We start from the raw sequence: 23,570 nt of genomic DNA on the forward strand, positions 1-23,570 counted from the left end.
TCGCGCAGTTCCCCGCGCCCCTTGACGGCACCTCCGGGCGACGGCACCTGAAGGCGGATGGCCACGGGGACCACCCAGGGGCGCGGGGAACTGCGCGAGCAGCCACCCTGCGCCCGCAGGGAAGGCGCCCCCCGGTCCCCGCCCCCCCGGGGCCTCAGTGGGGGAGCGGGGACGGCTCGGGGGCGTGGATGCGGCGGCGGCGCCGGCGTTTGAGGAGGGCCCACGGGCCCCGGGGGCCCGTGGGCATCGCGGCCGTGACCTCCGTACCGCCCTCGGACGCCGCCTGCGCCGCCGCCCGGGCGACCGGCAGGAAGCCCTCGCGCCGCGAGACGTCGGGCCGCTCCTCCTCGGGCCACACGCCGAGCGCCGCGCACAACGTGGGCAGGACCGCCATCGCCGCCGTCGCGTACCCCTCCGCGGAGGGGTGGTAGTTGTCCGGACCGAACAGCTCCCGCGGATTCGCCGCGAACTCCGGACCGAGCAGGTCCCCGAGCGACACCGTCCGGCCGCCCTGTTCCACCACGCCGATCGTCTGCGCCGCGGCCAGCTGGCGCGAGACACGTCGGGCCATCCACCGCAGCGGCTGGTAGACGTTCTCCACCGTGCCGAGGTCGGGACACGTGCCGACGACGACCTCCGCTCCCGCCGTACGGAGCCTGCGGACGGCCGCAGAGAGATGGCGCACCGAACGGGTCGGCGGCATCCGGTGCGTCACGTCGTTCGCGCCGATCATGACCACGCAGACGTCCGGCACCCAGGACGGGTCGGAGAGGATCAGCGTCACCTGCCGGTCGAGGTCGTCCGACTGGGCGCCGGGCAGCGCCACGTTCCGCAGGTCGACGGGGCGCTCCGCGACCGCGGCGAGCCCGGAGGCGAGCAGCGCGCCCGGCGTCTGCTTGGCCCGGTGGACGCCCTGCCCGGCCGCCGTGGAGTCCCCGAGCATCGCGAACCGCACCGGTTCCAGGCCGGTGGCCCGCGCCGCGCTGTCGGCGAACGCCCCGCCGTAGCGGCCGTCCGCACGCGGCGGATCCGCGTGCCCGCCGTTGCCCACGTTCCGCTTCGCCAGCTGCACCTCGGCGAGCACCACGCCCACCGCGGCGGCCCCGAGCAGACCGATGCCTCCTCCGCCGTACGCCGCGCCCGCCGCGATCCGCCGTGCCACCCTCGCCCTCGACATGCCCTGCAGCCACCTCCTCGTGCCGTACCGCTCCAAAGGGCCGTACATCCACTCATTGCCCCGTAAGCACGGTCGGCCAATCGCAAGCGGAGGTGAACGGATGAGGCGGACCCTTAGGCTGACCGCACCAATTCGTCGCACTACATCGCAGCCCGGAGACAACGGTGCAATTCCACGACTCGATGATCAGCCTCGTCGGCAACACCCCGCTGTTGAGGCTCAACAACGTGACCGCGGGCATCCAGGCGACCGTCCTGGCCAAGGTCGAGTACTTCAACCCCGGCGGATCCGTGAAGGACCGCATCGCCCTGCGCATGATCGAGGCGGCGGAGCAGAGCGGGGAGCTGAAGCCCGGCGGCACCATCGTCGAGCCCACCTCCGGCAACACCGGGGTCGGTCTCGCCATCGTGGCCCAGCAGAAGGGCTACAAGTGCATCTTCGTCTGCCCCGACAAGGTGTCCCTCGACAAGATCAACGTGCTGCGGGCGTACGGCGCCGACGTCGTCGTCTGCCCGACCGCCGTCGACCCCGAGCACCCGGACTCGTACTACAACGTCTCCGACCGCCTCGTCCGCGAGACGCCCGGCGCCTGGAAGCCCGACCAGTACAGCAACCCCAACAACCCGCTCTCCCACTACCACTCCACGGGCCCCGAGCTCTGGGAGCAGACGGAGGGGAAGATCACCCACTTCGTCGCGGGCATCGGCACCGGCGGCACGATCTCCGGTACCGGCAACTACCTGAAGGAGATCTCCGAGGGCCGCGTCCGCATCGTCGGCGCCGACCCCGAGGGGTCCGTGTACTCGGGCGGCTCCGGACGGCCCTACCTCGTCGAGGGCGTCGGTGAGGACTTCTGGCCGACGGCGTACGACCGGAACGTCACGGACGAGATCATCGCGGTGTCCGACAAGGACTCCTTCCAGATGACCCGCCGCCTGGCCAAGGAGGAGGGGCTGCTCGTCGGCGGCTCCTGCGGCATGGCCGTCGTCGCGGCGCTGCGCGTCGCCGAGCGGCTCGGCCCGGACGACGTCGTGGTGGTGCTCCTGCCCGACTCCGGCCGCGGCTACATGAGCAAGATCTTCAGCGACGAGTGGATGAACGACTACGGCTTCCTGGAGCAGGACGGCGACCAGCCGGACGTCGGCGACGTGCTGCGCCGCAAGGAGGGCGGCGAACTGCCCTCGCTGGTGCACATGCACCCCGAGGAGACGGTCGGCGAGGCGATCGAGGTGCTCCGGGAGTACGGGGTCTCGCAGATGCCGATCGTGAAGCCGGGCGCGGGGCACCCCGACGTGATGGCCGCGGAGGTCATCGGCTCGGTCGTCGAACGCGAGCTCCTGGACGCGCTGTTCACGCAGCGCGCCTCGCTCTCCGACCCGCTGGAGAAGCACATGTCGGCGCCGCTGCCGCAGGTCGGCTCCGGTGAGCCGGTGGCGGACCTGATGTCGGTGCTGGGTGCGGCCGACGCGGCGATCGTCCTGGTCGAGGGCAAGCCGACGGGGGTCGTGAGCCGGCAGGACCTGCTCGCGTTCCTGGCGGAGCAGCCGGGGCGCTGACGCGGGGCTTCTCCGAAGTGGTACGCGGGTGTCATGTGCGCGCAGCACTCGCTTAACACGGCTCCGGCACAGTGGTGGTTGTCGGCGTCAGGAACTCCGGAGCGGCTCCCGGACCTCCTCGTACGTCTGGACGCGCGTCCGGCTCTGACCCGGCCGCGCGTCCCTCACGGGGACCACCGTCGTCCCGCCCCCTGGGGGGTTCCCTCCGGGGGTGCGGTGGTCCCTGTGAGCGGCCTTTGACCTGCGGTCTGCGGGTGCGGGTGGGTGGGGGTTGCTCGCGCAGTTCCCCGCGCCCCTGAGGGCACCTCCGGGTGACGGCACCTTGCAGGCGGACGGCCACGGGGCCCACCCAGGGGCGCGGGGAACTGCGCAAACACCCCGGGTGGCGGTGCGATGAGTCGGGGCCGATGTGGACTGGTCAGGGGCGCGGGGAACTGCGCGGGCAACCCCCACCCGCCCCCAGGCGAGAGAACCGCTCAGGGACGCGACGGTTCCGCCCCGGCGGACCAGCTGGCCAGCAGAGACAGGCGGTCCGCGCTTTCCGAGCCCGGCTCGGGGGTGTAGACGACCATGAGCTGGTCGGGATCGCCGGGCAGCGCCAACGTCTCGTAGGGGAGGACGAGTTCCCCCACCACCGGATGGTTCATCCGCTTCACGCCGTGGGTCTTCTCCTTCACCTCGTGGTCGGCCCACAGCCGCCGGAAATCCTCGCTCTTGACGGACAACTCGCCCACCAGGGAGCAGAGTTCACCGTCCGAGGGATAGCGCGCCGCGTCCAGGCGCAGATACGCGACCGTCTCCGCGGCCACCGCCTCCCACTCCGGGTAGCAGTCGCGTCCGGGGCCGTCGAGGAACACCTGGCGCGGGACGTTCCGCTCGGCGGGTGACAGCGCGGAGAAGCCGTTGAGGGCGTCGGCCAGGGCGTTCCAGGCCAGCACGTCCATGCGGCGGCCGAAGATGAACGCCGGTGCGCGGTCGATGGTGTCCAGGAGCAGCCGCAGGCCGGGGCGGACCCGTTGCGCGGCGGGCCGGGCCCGCCGCGGGCGCGGCCGGGGACGGGCCACGGTGCGCAGATACGCGTGTTCCGTCTCGTCCAGGCGCAGCACGCGCGCGATCGCGTCGAGGACCGCGTCGGACACCGAGGGCCCGCGCCCCTGTTCCAGGCGGATGTAGTAGTCCACGCTGACGCCCGCCAGCTGTGCGACCTCCTCGCGGCGCAGGCCCGGCACGCGGCGCCGCCCGTGCGCGGTGAGGCCCACGTCCGCGGGCTGTATGCGGCCGCGCCGTGAGCGCAGGAAGTCTCCGAGGTCGCCGTCCATGCGGTCGATCCTAGAGGGGTGGCCGGATTCCAGCCTGGTACTGCCGGACCCAGGAAAAGCACAGCCCTGGGTAGCGCGGCGCGGGACGCGCAGAGTGGTTCTCGCCGCCGGGGAACGCCCCGGACCGGTATCGATCCCACTGCTCGCACAGGGAGTTCAGCCATGTCGTACGAGAACCTCTCGGACCGCACCGCCCTCGTCACCGGCGCCGCCAGCGGCATCGGCGAGGCCACGGCCCGGCTGCTCGCCGCCCGGGGCGCCCGCGTCGTCCTGCTGGCCCGGCGCGCGGAGCGGCTCGAGGAACTGGCCGGGAAGATCGGGGCGGACGGCGGCCGGGCCCTCGCCGTCACCGCCGACGTCACGGACCAGGCGTCGGTGGACGCCGCCGTGGAGCGTGTGCACGCGGCGTACGGACGCGTCGACCTGGTGGTGAACGCGGCGGGCGTGATGCTGCCGAACCCGGTGACCGACCGGCGCACCGACGAGTGGCAGCGCATGCTGGACACCAACGTGGCGGGCGCGCTGCGGATCATCGGCGCCTTCACCCCGGACCTGGTCGCCGCGGCCGCCGACGGCGGGACGGCGGACCTGGTGAACATCTCGTCGGTCGGCGCCCACATCACCTTCCCGCACTACGCGGTGTACGGGGCGACGAAGGCCGCGCTGACCTATCTGTCGGAGTCGCTGCGCACCGAGCTCGGCCCGCGGGACGTGCGCGTCACCAACGTCGAGCCGGGCCTCACCGAGACCGAGCTGCGCGGGCACATCGACAACACGGAACTGAGCGGACAGCTGGACGGCATGTTCGGCGCGATCGGCTCGCTGGCCGCAGACGACGTCGCCGACCTCATCGCGTACGCGACGAGTCGGCCGCGCCACGTCAACCTGCGTCAGCTGATCGTGCTGCCCACCCGCCAGGCGTGAGCCGCCGGGGCGCGGTGCGGCCTCAGTCGTCCCACTCCGAGGAGCGCTCCCTGCGCCGCCGTCCCAGGTCGGCGCCGCGCAGGGCGTGCACCGCGTTCACGCCGAAGATGCCGGCCCAGCACACGAAGAGCCCGGTCAGGTCGGCGTTGACCACGGCGATGGCGGACAGCGGGATCGCCAGGATCAGCGAGATCACGCCGAATCCGAAGCGCTCGCTCCAGGAGTCGACGGGGCTGCCGGGGGTGCGGGCGCCCCGGGCGACCACCATCTGCTGCTCGGCCAGGTGGCGGCGCATCCGGCGGTCGACCGTGCCGTCCAGGCGCTGCTCGATCTTCCCCAGGAACGAGTCGACCAAAGCGGCGTCGTACTCTTCGCCGAGCTCTCTGCGGGCGTGCAGAGTGGCGTCGAGTTCCTTCTTGAGTTCGGGGTCACGGGCTTCCATACCCGGTTACGTTACGGCGCGGACGCCTCGGTCGCGGTGGGGCTAACCCCCCTTTCCGTCCGGGCACCATCCCCAGGAACCGGCCGGTTCCGGCGGGCGAGCGCCCAGTACAGCACCGCGGGCACCACGAGCCCCACGATCCACGAGACGTCGGCGCCGCCCAGCGGGTCGACCAGCGGGCCGGTGTAGAAGTGCGTGGCGAGGAAGGGGAGCTGGGCGAGGACCCCGACGGCGTAGACGACGAGGGCGTCCCAGCGCCAGGCGCCGTAGCGGCCGCGCGGGTCGAAGAGGGCGGGGATGTCGTACCGCTCGCGCGAGATCAGGTAGTAGTCGACCAGGTTGATCGCCGACCAGGGCGTGAAGAAGGTCAGCAGGAACAGCAGGAAGTCCTTGAACGACGTCAGGAAGCTGTCCTTGCCGAGCAGCGCGACCGCCGTGCCCGCCACCATGATCACCGCGATGTACGCGGCCCGCCCGCGCTGCCCGAGGACGCGCTGGCCGCGGAAGCCGCTGATGCTCGTCACCATCGACATGAACCCGCCGTAGGTGTTGAGCACGTTGATGGTGAGCTTGCCGAGCGCGATCACGAAGTACAGGAAGGAGGCGATCAGTCCGGTGCCGCCGAGGCCGACCACATAGCCGACCTGGTCGGCGAGGAAGGCGTCCCCCGCGCTCGCCGCCACGAGCACCCCGAACGTCATCGACCACTGCGAGCCGAGCGCCGAGCCCGACAGGGTCCACCAGAAGGTCGCCTTCGCGGAGGTGGTGCGCGGCAGGTAGCGCGAGTAGTCGGCGACGTACGGGCCGAAGGCCAGCTGCCAGGAGGCGGAGAGGGAGATCGCGAGCAGGAACATCGGCAGGTCGAAGTGGGCGTCGGAGAGCAGCGCCGACAGGTCCACGCGGTCCAGGAGCCGGATCCCGAGGTAGACGAAGGCGAGCGCGCAGATCACGCTCGCCACCCGGCCGAGGGTGTGGATGACGCGGTAGCCGACCGCCGCCATCACCGCCGTGACCGCGGCGAAGAGGGCGATGCCGATGGTGTCGTTCGTGTGCGTGAGCTCCGCGGTGGCCTGTCCGGCGAGCACGCTGCCGCTCGCGAAGAACCCCACGTACATGAGGATGACGAGGAGCAGCGGGACGACCGCGCCCTTCACGCCGAACTGGGCCCGCGACTGGATCATCTGCGGCAGGCCGAGCTTCGGCCCCTGCGCCGAGTGCAGGGCCATCACCGCGCCGCCCAGCAGGTTGCCGAGGACCAGGCCCACGAGGGACCACACCACGTCGCCGCCGAAGACGACGGCGAGTGCGCCGGTGACGACCGCGGTGATCTGGAGATTGGCGCCGAGCCAGAGCGTGAACTGGCTGAACGCCGTGCCGTGCCGTTCGTCGTCCGGGACGACGTCGATGGAGCGCCGCTCCACCAGGTCTTCGGCTGCCATGCGCGTCAACTCCCCTTTTCGGTACGCCGGTTGCGTCCGGGCGTACGCCTACTTCTTCGTGAGGCCGTGCCGCTCCGCCCAGTCCTGCGCGACGTCCTCGGGGTCCTTCTTGTCCTTGTCCACCAGGCGGTTGAGCTCGGTGAGCTGCGCGGTGGTCAGGAGCGCGCCGAGCCGGGCGAGCGCCCTGCGCACGGTCGAGTCGGCCTTGCGGTCGGCGATGAGCGGGACGACGTGCTGGCCGGGGACGAGGTGCTCGGGGTCGGTGAGGACGACCCAGTGCTCGGCGGCGATGTCGGTGTCGGTGGTGAAGAGGTTCGCCACGTCGACGTCGCCCTTGCGCAGCGCGCCCTTCACCAGCGGTCCCGAGGAGTCGAGCGACTTGAACTCCTTGAACTCGACGCCGTACACGTCCTTCAGGCCGACCGCGCCGACGGTGCGCTTCTTCACCTCGGCGGCGGCGCCGATGACGAGCTTGCCGTTGTGCTTCGCCAGGTCGGCGAGGGACTTCAGGCCGTACTCCTTCGCGGTCTCGCGGGTCACGACGAACGCGTCGGAGTCCTCGGCCCGCCCGTAGGGGAGGATCTGCAGGCCGCGCGGGAGGCGCACGGCGAGCGCGTTCTGCATCTCGCCCTCCTCGGTGGCCTTCGCCTTGGGGTCCAGGTAGTGCAGGAGCGCGCCCTGGTACTCGGGCAGCAGGTCGATGTCGCCGCCCTTGAGGGCGGGGATGAGGATCTCGCGGGTGCCGAGGTTGGGGCGCACGCTCGTCTTTACGCCGGCCGCCTCCAGGGCGGCGGCGTACAGGTACCCGAGGACCTGGTTCTCGGTGAAGTTGGCGGTGCCGATGGTGACGCCGTTCTTGCTGGAGCCGCCTCCGCCGCCGCCGGACCCGTCACCGTTCAGCGAGGTGATGCCGCCGCTGCAGGCGGCGAGCGCGGGGACGGAGGCGGTGGCGAGGAGTCCGCCGATGAGGTTCCTGCGGGATATGGGGGCCATCTGGTGTGCTCCTAGGCCTGTCGGGCGGGACGGTGGCGGAAGAGGGCGCGCTGCAGGGCGGCGAGCGCGAGGTCGAGTACGACGGCGACGAGCGCGACGAGCACGGCGCCGCCGAGCACCTGGACGAGGTCGCGCTGGGCGAGCCCGTCGAAGACGTACCGGCCGAGCCCGCCGAAGGAGACGTACGCGGCGATGGTGGCCGTCGCGACGACCTGGATCAGCGCGAGCCGCAGACCGGTCATGATCAGCGGCAGCGCGAGCGGCAACTCGACCTGGAACAGCACCTGGTGGGCGCGCATGCCCTGGCCGCGCGCCGCGTCCTTCACCTCGGGGTCGACGGCGGTCATGCCCGCGTAGGTGTTGGTGACGATGGCCGGCACCGCGAGGGCGACGAGCGCGATGTAGACGGGCCACATGGAGAGCCCGCTCGCCAGGAAGACCAGCACGACGAGGCCGACGGTGGGCAGCGCCCGGCCGAACGACGACAGGTTGATGGCGACGAACGCGCCGCGGCCGGTGTGCCCGATGAGCAGGCCGAGCGGCAGCGCGATGGCGGCGGCGATGAGGGTGGCGAGCAGTGAGTACTGCAGGTGCTCGGCGAGGCGGTGGGCGATCCCGTCGGGTCCGGTCCACTGCTCGCCGCTGGTCAGCCAGGCGCCGAGGTCCTTGAAGAGTTCGTACATGTCAGGCACTCCTGCGGCGGCGGGTCCAGGGCGTCAGGACGTACTGGAGGGTGACGAGCAGGGCGTCCGCGACGAGCGCGAGGAGCAGCGTGAGGACGACGCCGACGATCACCGGGGTGGGGAAGTTGCGCTGGAAGCCGTCGGTGAAGAGCTGTCCGAGCCCGCCGTCGCCGATGTACGTCGCCACGGACACGAGGGAGATCGACATGACCGTCGCGATCCGCACGCCCGCCATGATCACCGGCAGGGCGAGGGGGAGTTCGACGGTGAGCAGGGTGCGCAGCGGCCGGGTGCCCATGGCCTTGGCGGCTTCCTTGGTCTTCACCGGCACGGAGTCCAGGCCCTCGACGGTGTTCCGCAGCAGCACGACGAGCGTGTAGATCGTCAGGCCGGTGACGGTGGTGGTGCGGGTGAGTCCGCTGACCGGCAGGAGCAGGACGAAGACGGCGATGGAGGGGATGGTGAACAGGACGTTGGAGAGCCCGAGGAGGAGTCCGCGCAGGGGGCGGACGCGGTGGGCGACCACGGCCAGCGGGAGGGATATCAGCAGTCCCAGGGCCACGGCCGAGAGGGCGGCCTGGAGGTGGGAGAGGGTGAGGGTGGTGAGGTCGTCGGTGTGGTCGCCGATCCACGACCAGTCGATGCTCATGCGGTGCCCTGGGCCTTGGGGTGCGGGTCGTTTTCGGCTGGTCGCGCAGTTCCCCGCGCCCCTAGGGGGTCCTCCTCGGCCGGCACCTCTGGGCGGGACCCCTCGGCGCCGGGCCCGGCGGTCGACCCAGGGGCGCGGGGAACTGCGCGACCAGCCCCCACCGAACCGGCAGCCGAAGAAGCCACCCCCACCCGGCCGGAGGCCGGATCGGTGGACTCCACCCGGCGGGAAGCCGAACGCCCCCGTTCATGCACAGCGCCAGCGTGCTCGTGGAGGTCGCCCCGCGACGACACCCCCGTCAGGCGCCCCGCCACGTCCACGCGGGCCACCAGACCCGCGGGCGACGCGAGGGACTCGTCCAGCGCGGCAAGCAGCGAGTCGGTGTCGCGCAGCGGCCGGACCGGAACGTCCGGCACCGCCCCGTCCACGTGCCGCCACGCGAGCGGCGCACCCGCCGCGTCGAGGCGGAGCGTCCACGCCCCGCCCTCGGGGGCCGGCCCCTGAGGGACGTCCCCGACCGTCGTCAGGGACAGCAGCTTCAGGCCCCGCTCCGCGCCCAGGAAGTCCGCGACGAAGTCGTCCGCCGGGCGGGCAAGGAGCTCCGCGGGATCGGCGCACTGCACGAGGTGCCCGCCCGTGCGGAAGACGGCTATCCGGTCCCCGAGCCGCACCGCCTCGTCGATGTCGTGCGTGACGAAGACGATCGTCTTGTTCAACTCTTGCTGGAGACGCAGCAGTTCGTCCTGGAGCTGGGTGCGGACCACCGGGTCGACCGCGCCGAACGGCTCGTCCATGAGCAGCACCGGCGGGTCCGCGGCGAGCGCGCGGGCCACGCCGACCCGCTGCTGCTGTCCGCCGGAGAGCTGGTGCGGGTAGCGCCTGCCCGCGTCCGGGGCGAGCCCCACCGTCTCCAGGAGCTCGGCCGCGCGGGCGCGGGCCTTGCGCCGGCCCCAGCCGAGCAGCAGCGGCACCGTGGCGACGTTGTCGAGGACCGTGCGGTGCGGGAAGAGACCGGCCTGCTGGATGACGTAGCCGATGGAGCGGCGCAGCTCCGCCGCGTCCTGTTCCAGGATGTCGCGGCCGCCGACGCGGATGGTGCCCGAGGTCGGGTCGACCATCCGGTTGATCATGCGGAGCGTCGTCGTCTTGCCGCAACCGGAAGATCCGACGAGGACGGTCACGCCGCCTTCCGGCATCTCCAGGGTGAGGTCGTGGACCGCTGTCGTGCCGTTCGGGAAGCGTTTGTGGACCGTGTCGAACTGGATCATGTGGAGTCCCTTGCCCGGCTGTATATCGTCATGCAGAGTTCTTGCTGTCTGAATAGGTTGTCAATAGTTCTCGGCGCCTCCGGTGGAAATCCCTGGTAACAAGTGGCCGATGGGCAAGACAGGACGTCCGATTGAGGAGGGAATGCGAGTGAAGTCGTCTCGTATCGCGGACACAGCGACCGACGACAGGGGAGCGGTCGTCATTCTCGACGGCCGGGGAATGATGGTCGCAGACGTCGTACGCCTGGCCGAATCCGACGCCAGTCCGGTGCCCGCCACCGACGGGATGCAGCGCGCCGAGAACTCCTGGAACGCCGCCCGCGAGATCGCCGCGTGGGGCCGCGTCTACGGCCGCTCCACCGGTGTGGGCGCCAACCGGAACGAGGACGTGCCCACCGAGGCGGCCGCCGACCACGGCCTGCGGCTGCTGCGTTCGCACGCCGGGGCGATCGGCGAGGAACTGCCCGCCCGCGAGGTCCGCGCGATGCTCGCCGTCCGCGCCAACCAGCTCCTCGCCGGCGGGGCGGGCCTGCGCCCCAGCGTCGTCACCGCGCTCTGCGAGGCCCTGGAGGCCGGCGCCCACCCCACGGTCAACGAGTTCGGCTCGGTCGGCACCGGCGACATCGCCGCCCTCGCTCAGCTGGGCCTCGCGCTCGCCGGCGAACACCCCTGGCAGGGCCCCGGAAAGCCACCCGCGCCCCAGCCTCTCGACAACAACGACGCCCTCGCCCTGATCAGCAGCAACGCCCTCACCCTCGGCCAGTCCGCGCTCGCCCTGCACGAACTGCGCGGCCTGATCGGCGCCACCCAGGTGGTCGCCGCGCTGTCCCTGATGGCGGTCGACGGGTCGTACGAGGCGTACGCGCTGCCCGTCCACGAGGCGCGCCGCCACCCCGGGTCGCACGCGGTCGCCGCGCGCATGCGCCGCCTGCTCGGCGCCCCCGACCGCCCCACTCCGCCGCTCGGCCGCATCCAGGACCCCTACGGGTTCCGCTGCCTGCCGCAGATCCACGGCCCCGCGCACGACGCGGCCACCGCCCTGGAGGACGTCCTCACCGTCGAGATCAACGCGGCCGCCGAGAACCCGCTGATCTGCCCCGAGGGCCTGGCCGCCTACCACCACGGCGGCTTCTACCTCGCCCAACTCACCCTGGCGCTCGACCACTTCAGGCTCGCCACCACCCAGGTCGCCCGGCTCTCCACCTCCCGCCTCTCCACCCTGAACGAACCGGCCTTCACCCGCCTGCGCCCCTTCCTCGCCGACGGCGAACCGGCCTCCTCGGGCGTGATGATCCTCGAATACGCGGCCGGCGCCGCCCTCGGCGACCTGCGCGCCCTCTCCGCGCCCGCCTCCCTCGGCCACGCGGTGCTCTCCCGGGGCGTCGAGGAACAGGCCAGCTTCGCCTCCCTCGCCGCCCGCCAGACCCTGCGCGCCTGCGCGGCGTACCGCCTGGTCGTCGGCTGTGAACTGGTCGCGGCGACACGGGCGTTGCGCGAACGCGACCTGCGCCTCGACCCCCGCACCCCGCTCGCCCGCGCCTTCGACCTCGCCGACTCGGTCCTGGACGCGGAGCTCGCCGACCGGCCGTTGACGGATGATGTGACAGCGGCGACCGGGCTGCTCGACCGGTTCGCCGGACTGTGGTCGGAGCTCGGCGCCGGAACGAGTGCGGGTACGGACCTTCTGAGGGGGACGGCATGACTGACAGCCCTGCCGCGCGACTGCAGGTGCTCTTCGAGGGCCACCGGCTCACGCCCACCCAGCGGCGCATCGCGCACTGCATGGTGCGCAGGGCCGCCGACGCGCCCTTCCTCTCCAGCGTGGAGCTGGCCGAACTCGCCGGGGTGAGCCAGCCGTCGGTCACCCGCTTCGCCGTCGCCCTCGGCTTCGACGGCTACCCGGCGCTGCGCAGGCACCTGCGGGACGTGGCCCCCGCGGAGAGCTCGGGGGCGGGCGCCGCCAACGAGTACCAGCAGGCCGTCGAGGCGGAGATCGAGAACCTCCGGCACCTGGCGGAGGTCCTCGCCGATCCCGCGCCGGTCGAGCGCGCGGGCCGGCTGCTCGCCGCGTCCCGCCCCCTGCTCGTCCTCGGGCTGCGGGCCGCCGCGTCCCAGGCGTACGGCTTCTCGTACTTCGCCGCGAAGGTCCACCCCGACGTGCGCCTCCTCGACGAGGGCGGCACGATGCTGGCCGACCGCGTCGACGCGGCGGTGCGGGCCGGCGCCACGACCCTGCTCTGCTTCGCGCTGCCGCGCCACCCCCGCGAGGTCGTCGACGCGCTCGCCCACGCGCGGGCCGCGGGCCTGACGGTGGTCACCGTCGCCGACTCCGCGTTCGCCCCGGTCGCCGCCCACTCCGACCTCCTCCTGCCGGCCGCGGTCGGCACGGGCCTCGCCTTCGACACGGCGTGCGCCCCGATGCTCCTGGGCCGCGTCCTGCTGGAGGCGATGTGCGACGACCTCCCCGACGCCCAGGCCCGGTTGGAGGAGTTCGACGCGGGGGCGGCGGCGCGGGGGCTGTTCGTGGAGTGAGCCCGCCGGGCCGGGGCAGCCGCCGGTACGGCGAGGCGCCGCCGCTACGCCTGCGGCACCCTGAAGCGGAACAGCCTGCCCGACCAGGCGGCGTACAGATCGCCGCCGACGGCCCGCCCCGACCAGTTCCCCGCGCCGCCGGAGGCCCGGTGATGCCAGACCTGCTTGCCGGTCCCGGCGTGGAAGGCGTAGAGCCCCTTCGTGCCCGCAGCGAAGAAGAGTCCGCGCACGGCGCCGAGCAGGTCGAGGTCGCCGAGGCCCGCCCCGGCCGTCCAGCGCCTCGCGCCGGTCCCGGCGTCGAGGCCGTACAGGACCTTCTTGTCCAGGTAGCAGACGGTCGCACCGGCGCGCGCGAAACCGCGGTTGCCGCGGGCGGTGGTCCGCACCGTCCACAGGGTCTTGCCCGAGCCGGGGTCGAAGGCGGCCAAGAGGCCGCGGGTCGAGCCGTTGAAGCCGGTGCTCGGATAGCAGAACAGGGTGCCGTCGAGCAGGCTCAGGGACCGCGTGTAGCCGAGGATCTCGCTGTTCGTCGGCGGCAGCCGGGTCGGCCTGCTCCACAGGGTCCGGCCGGCGTCGGGGTCCAGGGCGAGCAGCTTCATGCCGGCGTCGATGCCGTAGAGCACCTTGCTCTTGGTGCTCTCCTCCGGCGGATAGAGGGTGACGAGGTCCTTCGCCCACACCCGCTCGCCGGTCCGGCGATCGAGTGCGGAGTAACCCGTGAGCATCGCGGCCGGGTTGACCTTCGACGGGCTGCCCCCGGCGAGCGGCGCGCCCGCCGGGGTGACGCCGACGACCGAGCCGACCTCCTTCACCTCGCGTGAGGTCCACCGCTCGTCGCCGCTCGACGCCTCCAGGGCCCGGAACCGGCCGCGGCTGGTGGTCAGCACCACATCGCCGTCGGTGAAGTCCAGTCGGGGCGCGTCCTCGCCGCCCGGCGCGTCCCACAGCCTCTTCCCCGACCGGCCGTCGAAGCCGTACACCTTGCCGTCGGTGCGCACCGTGTAGACGCGCTCGTCGTCGGCGAGGGCGTCGGTGTTCTGGCCGCCGAGGTCCTTCCACAGGAGCTTGCCGGTGCTCCGGTCGAAGCAGGCGCCGGCGGCCTTCTCGGTGCACAGCAGCGTGGACCTGGTCACGTCGTTCAGGAACATGCCGGGCCGCGGAAGTTCCTCGGTCCAGACGAGTTCGGGCGTGGCCGAGTCCGCGCCGTCCCCGCCGCGCGAGCGCAGGAACCAGGCGGTGCCGCCCGCCGCCGCGGTCACGGCGAGCGCGGCGCCGCCGGTCAGCAGCCGGCGGCGGCCGAGCAGCGGGCCGCGCAGCGCGCCGGCCAGCGTGCGCTGGTCCTCGGTGACCCGGAGCTCGACCGCGCCGAGCCAGCCCGCGGTGGTCTCCGGGCGCAGCCGGCCCTGCAGCTGCTCGACGGTGGGGCGGCGGGCGGGGTCCTTGGCGAGGCACGCGGTGACGATGCCGAGCAGGGCGTGCGGGACGCCGGTCAGCTCCGGCTCCTCGTAGGCGGCCCGGTAGAGGAGGGCGTGCACCGCGCCGGTGCCGAAGGGCGGCACGCCGGTGGCCGCGAAGGCGAGCACGGCGCCGAAGGCGAACACGTCCGAGGCGGCGGTGAGTTCACCGCCCCTGGACTGCTCGGGCGACATGAAACCGGGCGACCCCGCGACCTGGCCCTCGGCGGTGAGCACGGTCCCGTCGACGGCCCGGCTGATGCCGAAGTCGATGACCCGGGGCCCGTCGAGGGTGAGCAGGATGTTGGAGGGCTTGAGGTCGCGGTGGATGAGCCCGGCGCGGTGGATCGCGGCCAGCGCCTCGGCCAGGCCGCCGCCGAGCACGCGCAGGGTGGGCTCGGGCATCGGCCCGTGGGCGTCCACGGCGTCGGTGAGGGAGGGGCCGGGGATGTACGCGGTGGCGAGCCACGGCTGCGGCCCGTCGGGGTCGGCGTCCACGACCGGCGCGGTGAAGGCGCCGGACACCGCGCGGGCGGCGTCGACCTCGGCCCTGAAGCGGCGCCGGAAGTCGGGGTCCGCGGCCAGTTCGGGCCGGACGACCTTGACGGCCACCGCGCGGCCGCTGCGCGACGCGGCGAGGTGGACACGGCCCATGCCGCCCGCGCCGAGCTCCCGGATCACCCGGTAGGGGCCGATGTACGGGGCGGGGGCGGGCGGGGCGGCCTGTGGGGGCGGCGTGGGCGCGGGCCCGGGCGGCGTGGGCCCGGGCGGCGTCGGGGCGGACGGTGGCAGGGGCGGGGTGGGCGGCATGGTCACGTCGTGTCGCTCCGGAAGGCGTGGAGGGTGGTGTCGGACGCGGCGTAGACCGTGGTGCCGGTGAGCTGCAGCAACCAGCTGCTCTTGCCGCCGTTCTTGCTCGCGCCCTTGCCGTCGGCTCCGTCGCCGGAGGGCTGGTGCGCCCAGAGCGGTTTCCCGTCGGAGGGGCGCAGGACGATGAAGCCCGGGACGTCGCCGGTGGCCCAGGTGGGGATGGCCAGGACGGACGAGGAGACGGCGGGCCCCTGGTCCTGGGCGCCGCCGGTGGTCGTCAGGTGCACCGGGCTCGCCCTGTGCCAGACCTGCTCGCCGGTGCGCGTGTCCAGGGCGAACACGGTGCCCGGCCCGTCGTAGAGGTAGGCCCGTTCGCCCCGGACCCGGGCCGCGCTGACGGTGGTCGTCTCGTTGACGGCGGTCCACAGCTTCCTGCCGTCGGCGCCACGGAAGGCCTGCACCTTGGTGCTCGCGACGAGCAGGGTCTTGCCGTCGGTGGAGAGCCGGGGGTAGGCGCCCGGTTCGATGACGTTCCCGACCTTCCACCGTTCGTCGCCCGAGCGCAGGCCGAGGCCGCGGAGGGTGCCGTTGTCCTGGAGGAAACAGCGGTCCCCGTCGGCGTACGCCTGGAAGTCGCTGCCCTTGACCTTGCGCGACCAGAGCACCTCGCCCGAGCCGACGTCGACCGCGGCCACCCCGTACCCCTTGTGGCCGCTGGTGCCGACGACGGCGACCGCACCGGCGACGGACAGGACGCTCTCGACGAAGTCGGCGGAGAGCGCACCGGCCTTCGACTCGGTGACCGTGTGCGTGAACTTCTGTTTGCCGGTGGCGTCGAGGCCGAACAGGAGACCGCGTTCGCCGCTCCAGACCGAGGCGAACAGCGTCGACCCGCCCACGCCCAGCCACGTCGTGGTCCCCGAGACGCCGGAGGGCAGGCGCAGTTCCCCCTCCCAGCGTTCCTTCCCGTCAGCGGTGCCGTAGGCGGTCGCGCGCCGCTGCTCCCAGTGCACCAGCACGTCGCCGAGGAGCTGGAGGCGCGGGCTCGCCAGCTTCTTCAGCGGGGTCGACCAGCGCGGCTTCGGGCCGGCCGGGACCTTGGGCGCGGCCCGGCCGGTGCTGCCCGCGCCGTCGCTTCCGCCGCCGCTGTCGCCGTCACGGGCCGGGTCCGTGCCGGGCTCCGACCGCCACCCGACGAGCGCCGCGGCCCCGCCGCCCGCCGCCACGGTGGTGCCGGCCGCGGCGATCCACAGGAACCTGCGACGGCTGGGCCCATTGCGGGTGGCGGTCTCGAACGGGCCGGCCGGCGTTGCGAGGGACGCCACGGGCACGGGCGGCGCGGACACCAGGATGTCGGCGTGCGCCCGCCGCCGCGCCAGGTCCTCGCGCAGGCCCGGGGTGAGCAGCGCGGCGGGATCGGTGGCCCCCAGCGCGGCGAGGACGGAGGCGGCGGCCGGCCTGCGGCCGGGGTCCTTGTCCAGGCAGGCGACGACGAGCGGGGCCAACGCGTGCGGCACGCCGTCGAGTCGGGGCGGCTGGTGGACGGCCCGGTAGAGGATCTCGGCCGTCCCTCCCGAGCCGAAGGGGCCGTGCCCGGTGGCCGCGAAGACCAGGACGCAGCCCAGCGAGAAGATGTCGGCCGCAGGACCGGCGTCGCGGCTCGACACGATCTGCTCGGGCGCCATGAACCCGGGCGTCCCCATCACGGCGCCGGTGCGCGTCACCTGGGTCGCGTCCACCGCGCTGCTGATCCCGAAGTCGATGACCCGGGGCCCGTCCTCGGTGATGAGGACATTGCCGGGCTTGAGGTCGCGGTGCACGATTCCGGCGTCGTGGATGGCGGGCAGCGCCTCCGCGAGGCCGGCGCCCAGGGCCCGCAGCCCCGCCTCGGACAGCACGCCGAAGCCGCGTACGACATCGTGCAGCGAGGGCGCGGGGACGTAGGCCGTGGCCAGCCAGGGCCGCGGGGCGTCGGCGTCGGCGTCGAGCACGGGCGGCGTGAAGAAACCGCTGACGCGGCGGGCGGCCTCGGCCTCGCGCCGGAACCGCCCGCGGAAGTTCGGCGCCTCGGCGTACTCGGGCCGGATGACCTTCAGGGCGACCAGCCGCGACCCCGGCGACCTGGCCAGGAACACCCGGCCCATGCCGCCCTCGCCGAGGAGCTGGAAGACCTCGTAGGGGCCGATGCGGGTGGGGCCCTGCTGCGACGGGTGGACGCGGTGGGCCTGACCCGGCGGCTCCGGGACGGCGGTGAGCGGCCGGGTCGGGGTGGCGGGCGGCTGCGGCACGGTGGTGTGCGGGGCCTGTACGGCCGTGGGGTCGCCGCCTGCGTAGGGGTGGGTGGGCACGGTCGTCGCCGCGGTGGTCAGCTCAGGGAGCCGAGTACGTCGCGGGCGGCGGTGACGACGGCGGCGTCGGCCTGCTTCTGGGTGGTGTCGGAGGTGTCCCGGCTGTAGGTGAACTCCACGCTGAGCGCGGCGTTGCCGTCCATGACGACCACCTCGGCCTGGGCCAGTGTGCCCTCCCGGGTGTCGATGGTGTCGACGACGAGGGCCTCCTGGCCGAGCCCGCTCACCGGCCGGGAACCCTCCACCTTCCGCATGCCGTTGACGTCGCCGAGAGCGCTCTGCTTCTTGAGGTCGTACTGGCCCTTGACGCTGGCGCCGACCGTGAGGCTCACCGACAGACTCTGATAGGAGCCGCCGTGGTCGGCCGGCTCCCACCTCGGCATCCTGGTCATCATCGTCGCCAGGTCGGCCTCGCCCTTGTCCATCGCGTTGGGCGTGCACATGCCGCCGGGCGCGATCTTCTCGATGGTCGACGCCTTGATCAGCTCGCAGCCGTCGGGCACCTTGGTGTACGCCTTGCCCCCCGAAGGCTCCTCGTCCGATGGCCCCTTCGGCTTGGCGACGCCGCCCGGCAGGCCGGCGGGCTTGCCCGACGCGGTGTCCTTGTCGTCGTCCCCCGACGTGGCGACGACCACGCCGACGATCACGGCCACGACGAGCGCCGCGGCACCACCGATCAGCCAGGCGCGCGAACGGCCCCGGCCGGACCCCGAGTCGCCGGGGCCACCCGCGCCGCCGGGCGGTACCGGCTGCGACCAGGCCGAGGGCGCGCCGGGCGCCTGCGGCGGGACGGGCGGCGGCGCCTGCCCGGGCATCGGGGGCGGCGCCTGGCCGGGGCCCTGGTACGCCTGGCCGGCGCCCTGGTGCGCCTCGCCGAAGCCCTGCCGGGGGTCCACCTGCGGGTTCTCACTCACGGAGCAGCTCGCTTTCCTACGGTTCACGCCCTCGGGACCGGCGCGAACCCGTCCCGGGGCAGGCCGGAACGGAGATCGACCGGGACCGGACACGACGCGCCGAACCCTCTCGCGAGACACTGCAATGCCGATGAAATTCTGCTGAAGCGGGGAACTCGGTGACCGCGGGGAAAACGGGGAACCGCGGGAAAACGCGGAGACCATGGGGGAGTTCGCAGTGAGGACCAACGGAGTGGGTACGCGGGGCAGGCCCGGCACGGCCGGTGCCGCAGCCGTCGAAGCCGCCCGGACCGCCGAAGCCGTCGAAGCCGCCCGGACCGTCGAAGCCGTCGAAGCCGCTGGGGCTGCCGAGATCGCCGAAGTCCCGTTCCGGCTCACCCTGCTCGGCCCCGTCACCGCCCACCGCGGCGAGAACCCCCTCGATCTCGGGCCCGTGCGCCGGCAGGCGGTCCTCGCCGCGCTGGTCCTGCGCGCGGAGACGCTCGTCACCCACCAGCAACTCCTCGACGACGTATGGGGACTCGAACCCCCGGGCACGGGCCGCCGCGTCCTGCCCAGCTACGTCTACCCCCTGCGCAAGGCACTGGACGCGCCCGGCACCGGACCCACCGCCTCCGTGATCCGCGGTGAGCGCGGCGGCTACCGTTTCGTGCCCGGCGAAGTCCGCACCGACATAGGGGAGTTGGCCGCGCACGGAGGCGCCGTACGCGCCGCGAAGGCCGCGGGTGACCTCGCCGCCGCCCTCGACGGCTGCACCCGCGCCCTGCACCTGTTCCGCGGGGAGCCGCTCGCCGGCCTGCCCGGACCGGTCGCCGACGCCGAGCGGCGGCGCCTCGCCCGGCAGCGCCGCACCCTGCACCAGGAGCGGGTGGAGTGCCTGGTGCTCCTCGGCCGGTACGCGGACGCCCTGGACGAGCTGCTGACCGCGCCCACGGCACAGCCGTACGACGAACCGCTCGCCGCCCTGCGCATGCGCGCGCTGTACGGCGGCGGCCGGCAGGCCGAAGCGCTCGCCGCCTACCGGGAGACCCGGGACCGGCTCCGCGACGAACTGGGCGTGGAACCCGGCGAGGAACTGCGCCGGGTGCACCAGGCCGTGCTGCGCCGGGACGATCCGGCGCTGCTCGGCACGGACCCGCCGACCCGCACCACGGTCACCCCCGCCACCGGGTCCCCGCCCCCGGCCGCGACACCCGCCCCCGCCTCCTCCCCGCACACTCCGCGCCCCCGCCGCAACGAACTCCCCGGCGACACCGCCTGGCTCGTCGGCCGGGAGCCGGAGCTCGCCCGGCTCACCGCGCCGGTGCCCGCGGGCTCCGTCTCCGTGGCCGCCGTCGACGGCACCGCGGGCGTCGGCAAGACCGCGCTCCTGGTCCGCGCCGCCTGGGCGCTGCACGACCAGTACCCGGACGGCTGTCTGTTCGTGGACCTGCACACGCACGGCGCCCCGCACGAGGGCTTGCGCCCGCAGCGCGCCCTGCACCAGCTGCTCCGTGCCGTCAACGGCGCCGACGGTGAACTCCCCGACGACATCAACGAGTTGATCACTGCCTGGCGTGTCGCCACCAGCTCCTTGCGGCTTCTCCTCGTCGTGGACGACGCCCGCAGCGCGGAGCAGGTGCGCCCCCTGCTGCCCGCGGGCCCCGGCAGCCGGGTCCTCGTGGCGGGCCGCCAGCGCCTGCCCGGCCTCGACGCCGACCGCAGGATCACCGTGGAGCCGCTGGACACCGGCGACGCGGTCGCCCTGCTCTCGCGCCTCCTCGGCGGGACGCGCGCCGGACAGGAACCGGAGGCCGCCGAGGAGCTCGCCCGCCGTTGCGGCGGCCTCCCGCTGGCGCTGCGGATCGCCGGGGCCCGGCTGCAGAACCGGCCGTCCTGGACGGTGGCCCACCTGGTCGGCCGGATGTCGGGCGACGAACGCCGGCTGGGCGAGCTCCGCGCGGAGGACCGCAGCGTGGAAGCCGCCTTCCGGATGTCCTACGACCTGCTCGCCCCCGAACTGCGGCGGTGCTTCAGGGCGTTGGGCCAGGCGCCGACCGCGGAGTTCGACGGGCTCACCCCCGCGGTCATGCTGGGCCGCTCGCCGCACGACGCCGAGGACCTCCTGGAGCGGCTGGTCGACGCGAGCCTGCTGCAGCAGCCGCGCCCCGGCCGCTACCGGCTGCACGACCTCGTACGCGACCACACGCGGCGCCTCGCCGCCACCGCGCCCGCGGAGGCCGCGGCGGACCGCGCCGCCGTCCTGCACCTCTACACGGCCGCCGGGCGCATCGCCAGCGACTGGGGCCCCGAGGGGTACCCGACCGGCCCCGACGTCTCCGGCTCCCCCTTCGCGGACTGGCGGGAGGCCGACGCGTGGCTGGAGGCCGCGGGCGGCCAACTGCTCGACGTGGTCGCCTTCGCGGCGGCCGCCGGGCTGCGCGACGACGCCTGCTGGATCGCCGAGTCCCTGGTCGACCCGCTGGTCCGCCAGGGCCGCTTCCACGAGTGCCGCTCCGCCCTGGAGCTCGCGCTGCCCGGCGCCGACCTGGCCGAGGACCGGCGGATGCCCTCCTCCCTGCGCAACTGCCTGGCCATCGCCGACATCTACCAGGGGCGCTTCCGGCAGGCGTACGCCTGGTGCGCGGACGCGCTGGGCATCGCCCGCCCCCGGGGCGACCTGCGCGAGCAGGCCCGCGCGATCGCCGTCATGGGCGCCGCGGAACGTGCGCTGGGCCGCCTCCCGGAGGCGGCCGCGCACCTGAGCGAGGTCATGGGGCTCGCGTCCCGGCTCGACGACGACTGGCTGGCCGGGATGTCGAGCTGCCAGCTCGGCGCCCTGCACGACCAGGAGGGCCGGCACGAGAAGGCGCTCACGTACTACGCCACCTCGCTCACCTTCGCCGAGAAGATCGGCCGGCCCAGAATGATCAGCAAGACGCTGTGCTTCACCGCGGAGGCCCACCTGGCACTCGGCCGGCACACCGAGGTCAAGGACCTGGCGCGGCGCGCGGCGGAGCTGGCCCAGGAGGTCGGCGACCTGCAACTGCGCGCGACGAGCCTGTCGTTGCTCGGCGCCGCGGAACACGGCCGCGGAGACCTGCCCTCGGCCCTCACCCTCCAGCGGGAGGCCCTGGCCACGCTCACCGAGCACACCAGCAGGCCCCTGGAGGTGGAGGTCCGCCGCAGGCTCGGCCGCACGTACGCGGCGGCGGGCGACCCGGCGGAGGCGGAGCGGCAGTTCCGTATCGCCCGCTCCCTGGCGGGCTCGGCGTAGCGGCACGGGACGCGGAGGGCGCGGGAGGCGGCACGGGACGCGGGGGGCAGGGGCTGGTGAGGGTGCCGGTGGTGGTGCGGGCCGGGAAGTACGACGTGCGACGTGCCGCAGAGCCGGGGCGTGAGCGTGCGCACCTGGCGGGGCGCGGCGCCGCGGTGCGATGGCGGCCGGGTAGGGGACGGGTGGCGGTTACTCCTCGCCCCTGGCCCGCAGCACCACCTTGTTGACCGCCCACAGGCCGATGCCGATCGCGACCAGGACGCCGGCCCGGATGTAGACCTCGGCGGGCCGGTCGGCGAGCGGGCTCGCGAGGATCAGGGCGGTGATCGCGCCGAGTACGGGCATGAAGGTCGGCGCGCGGAAGTGCCGGTGCCCGGCGGGGTCGCGGCGCAGCACCAGGACGGCCACGTTGACCACCGCGAACACGCACAGGAGCAGGAACGCCGTGGTGTCGCCGAGGCCCTCGATCTCGCCGGTCGACACCAGGCCGATCGCCAGCAGCGAGACGAAGACGATGCCGACGATCGGCGTGCGGCGGCGGGGCAGGACGCGGCCCATGGTGCGCGGCAGGATGCGTTCGTTGGCCATGCCGTAGCAGAGCCGCGAGGCCATCATGATGTTGATCAGGGCGGAGTTGGTGACCGCGAACAGGGCGATCAGCGCGAAGAGTTTGTGCGGGAAGTCGACGCCGCCCGCCTTGACGACCTCCAGGAGCGGGCCGCTGGAGCCCTCCAGGGTCTTGTGGTCGACGAGGAGGGACGAGACCAGCGCCACCAGGACGTAGATCGTGCCGGTCACCGCGACGCCGATGAAGATGGCGCGGGGGAAGGTGCGGACGGGGTCCTTGGTCTCCTCGGCCATGTTCACCGAGTCCTCGAAGCCGACGAAGGCGAAGAAGCCGAGGGCTGTCGCCCCGAGGACGCCGGTCATCAGGGCGAACCCGGTGCCGTCGCCGGTCTCGAACTGCGTGAGGCGGGACGGTTCGCCGTCGCCCGTCAGGACCGCGTACGCGCCGATCGCGAGGATGATGACCAGGCCGGTCAGCTCGACGAGGGTGAGGACGACGTTGGCCTTGACCGACTCCGAGACGCCGCGCAGGTTCAGCGCGGCCAGCAGCACGATGAAGGTGATGGCGACGAGGGTCGGCGGCAGCGCGTCCCCGGTGAGCTCGCCGAGGTAGTCCCCGCTGAAGGCGCGGGCCGCGGCGCTCGCCGAGGAGAGCCCGGAGCACATCACCATGAAGGCGACGATGAAGGTGAGGAACGGCGTCTTGAACGCCTTCTGCGTGTAGAGCGCGGCGCCGGCGGCCTTCGGGTACTTGCCGACGAGTTCGACGTACGAGGCGGCCGTCAGGACGGCGACGACGAACCCGATGGCGAACGGCAGCCAGAGCGCGCCGCCGACCTTGCCGGCCACCTTGCCGGTGGTGGCGTAGATGCCGGTGCCGAGGATGTCGCCGACCACGAAGAGGATCAGGAGCTTGGGCCCGATGGCGCGGTGCAGTGTGTGTTCGGCGGGCGATGGAGCGGTGCTGGGTTCGGTCACGTGGGGCCAGCCTTCCCTGGGACCGGGAACACGTCCTGGTGCGTGGGTCTGCCCGCCGCTTTCGCGCCCATGCGCGATGTGAGCAACCTCAGAGGATTTCGGGGGTGGGTGGGGCGCGTTCGTGTATGGGTGCGGGTGGTGCGGGGCTGATCGCGCAGTTCCCCGCGCCCCTGAGTGGTCCTCGTGGCCCTGCACCAAGCGTGGGACGGGACGTGGGTGCGGCTTAGGGGCGCGGGGAACTGCGCGAACAACCCCCACCGG

Annotated in this window: 16 protein-coding genes and 1 pseudogene; 5 read left to right on the top strand and 12 right to left on the bottom strand. The window is 73.5% G+C overall.

The features are described 5' to 3' along the window. Nucleotides 1–154 precede the first annotated feature (154 nt). Nucleotides 155–1,177 carry an SGNH/GDSL hydrolase family protein gene (locus ACZ6B8_RS32710; protein ID WP_469251553.1) on the bottom strand — a complete coding sequence of 341 codons (1,023 nt, stop codon included), beginning with the start codon at nucleotides 1,175–1,177 and terminating at the stop codon, nucleotides 155–157. A 164-nt stretch (nucleotides 1,178–1,341) separates the two neighbouring features. Here ACZ6B8_RS32710 and ACZ6B8_RS32715 point away from each other — a divergent pair, with 164 nt between their 5' ends. Beyond that, nucleotides 1,342–2,733 carry a cystathionine beta-synthase gene (locus ACZ6B8_RS32715; protein WP_471085830.1) on the top strand — a complete coding sequence of 464 codons (1,392 nt, stop codon included), beginning with the start codon at nucleotides 1,342–1,344 and terminating at the stop codon, nucleotides 2,731–2,733. Nucleotides 2,734–3,209: 476 nt separating this feature from the next. Here ACZ6B8_RS32715 and ACZ6B8_RS32720 read toward each other — a convergent pair whose 3' ends face one another. Continuing rightward, entirely contained in the window at nucleotides 3,210–4,052 is an 843-nt protein-coding gene (locus ACZ6B8_RS32720) for a helix-turn-helix transcriptional regulator (protein ID WP_471609550.1), read from the bottom strand. 162 nt (nucleotides 4,053–4,214) lie between these two features. Between ACZ6B8_RS32720 and ACZ6B8_RS32725 the strand changes: the two genes are divergently transcribed. Further along, on the top strand, nucleotides 4,215–4,976 hold the full coding sequence (locus ACZ6B8_RS32725; RefSeq protein WP_471609551.1) for an SDR family oxidoreductase: 762 nt from the start codon (nucleotides 4,215–4,217) through the stop codon (nucleotides 4,974–4,976). Between the two features lie 22 nt (nucleotides 4,977–4,998). Here ACZ6B8_RS32725 and ACZ6B8_RS32730 read toward each other — a convergent pair whose 3' ends face one another. The 6 genes and pseudogenes from ACZ6B8_RS32730 to ACZ6B8_RS32755 all read right to left on the bottom strand — a co-directional run. Next, nucleotides 4,999–5,418 (bottom strand): hypothetical protein, encoded by a 420-nt coding sequence (locus ACZ6B8_RS32730; RefSeq protein ID WP_358711518.1) that lies wholly within the window; start codon nucleotides 5,416–5,418, stop codon nucleotides 4,999–5,001. Nucleotides 5,419–5,429: 11 nt separating this feature from the next. Further along, the gene (locus tag ACZ6B8_RS32735; RefSeq protein ID WP_471609552.1) at nucleotides 5,430–6,857 is read right to left on the bottom strand and encodes a purine-cytosine permease family protein; all 1,428 of its coding nucleotides are present in this window, start codon (nucleotides 6,855–6,857) and stop codon (nucleotides 5,430–5,432) included. Nucleotides 6,858–6,905: 48 nt separating this feature from the next. Continuing rightward, on the bottom strand, nucleotides 6,906–7,841 hold the full coding sequence (locus tag ACZ6B8_RS32740) for an ABC transporter substrate-binding protein (protein ID WP_471609580.1): 936 nt from the start codon (nucleotides 7,839–7,841) through the stop codon (nucleotides 6,906–6,908). Between the two features lie 20 nt (nucleotides 7,842–7,861). After that, nucleotides 7,862–8,533, bottom strand: coding sequence for an ABC transporter permease (locus ACZ6B8_RS32745; RefSeq protein ID WP_471085840.1), 672 nt, complete (start codon nucleotides 8,531–8,533; stop codon nucleotides 7,862–7,864). Nucleotide 8,534: 1 nt separating this feature from the next. Beyond that, complete coding sequence (locus ACZ6B8_RS32750; RefSeq protein ID WP_471609553.1) at nucleotides 8,535–9,182, bottom strand: ABC transporter permease; 648 nt, start codon at nucleotides 9,180–9,182, stop codon at nucleotides 8,535–8,537. 227 nt (nucleotides 9,183–9,409) lie between these two features. Then, a pseudogene (locus ACZ6B8_RS32755) lies at nucleotides 9,410–10,450 on the bottom strand (ABC transporter ATP-binding protein); the annotation flags it as partial. A 142-nt stretch (nucleotides 10,451–10,592) separates the two neighbouring features. On the opposite strand from ACZ6B8_RS32755, the gene ACZ6B8_RS32760 reads away from it, so the two are divergent. Both ACZ6B8_RS32760 and ACZ6B8_RS32765 read left to right on the top strand, forming a co-directional pair. Then, nucleotides 10,593–12,152 (top strand): aromatic amino acid ammonia-lyase, encoded by a 1,560-nt coding sequence (locus ACZ6B8_RS32760; RefSeq protein WP_471609554.1) that lies wholly within the window; start codon nucleotides 10,593–10,595, stop codon nucleotides 12,150–12,152. Beyond that, the gene (locus tag ACZ6B8_RS32765; RefSeq protein WP_471085852.1) at nucleotides 12,149–12,982 is read left to right on the top strand and encodes a MurR/RpiR family transcriptional regulator; all 834 of its coding nucleotides are present in this window, start codon (nucleotides 12,149–12,151) and stop codon (nucleotides 12,980–12,982) included. The genes ACZ6B8_RS32760 and ACZ6B8_RS32765 overlap by 4 nt, the downstream gene beginning before the upstream one ends. A gap of 44 nt (nucleotides 12,983–13,026) precedes the next feature. Here ACZ6B8_RS32765 and ACZ6B8_RS32770 read toward each other — a convergent pair whose 3' ends face one another. From ACZ6B8_RS32770 to ACZ6B8_RS32780, 3 genes are read right to left on the bottom strand one after another with little or no spacing between them, the layout of a single operon-like run. Next, a complete protein-coding gene (locus tag ACZ6B8_RS32770) occupies nucleotides 13,027–15,246 on the bottom strand; it encodes a protein kinase domain-containing protein (protein ID WP_471609581.1) in 2,220 nt (739 codons plus the stop codon). A 2-nt stretch (nucleotides 15,247–15,248) separates the two neighbouring features. Continuing rightward, complete coding sequence (locus tag ACZ6B8_RS32775; protein WP_471609555.1) at nucleotides 15,249–17,594, bottom strand: protein kinase domain-containing protein; 2,346 nt, start codon at nucleotides 17,592–17,594, stop codon at nucleotides 15,249–15,251. Between the two features lie 17 nt (nucleotides 17,595–17,611). Next, a complete protein-coding gene (locus tag ACZ6B8_RS32780; RefSeq protein WP_471609556.1) occupies nucleotides 17,612–18,508 on the bottom strand; it encodes a hypothetical protein in 897 nt (298 codons plus the stop codon). A 217-nt stretch (nucleotides 18,509–18,725) separates the two neighbouring features. Here ACZ6B8_RS32780 and ACZ6B8_RS32785 point away from each other — a divergent pair, with 217 nt between their 5' ends. Next, the gene (locus ACZ6B8_RS32785; protein WP_471609557.1) at nucleotides 18,726–21,764 is read left to right on the top strand and encodes an AfsR/SARP family transcriptional regulator; all 3,039 of its coding nucleotides are present in this window, start codon (nucleotides 18,726–18,728) and stop codon (nucleotides 21,762–21,764) included. Between the two features lie 189 nt (nucleotides 21,765–21,953). Here ACZ6B8_RS32785 and ACZ6B8_RS32790 read toward each other — a convergent pair whose 3' ends face one another. Then, nucleotides 21,954–23,309 carry an APC family permease gene (locus ACZ6B8_RS32790; protein ID WP_471609558.1) on the bottom strand — a complete coding sequence of 452 codons (1,356 nt, stop codon included), beginning with the start codon at nucleotides 23,307–23,309 and terminating at the stop codon, nucleotides 21,954–21,956. Nucleotides 23,310–23,570: the final 261 nt, after the last annotated feature.

The organism is Streptomyces sp. NPDC041122 (assembly GCF_055592445.1).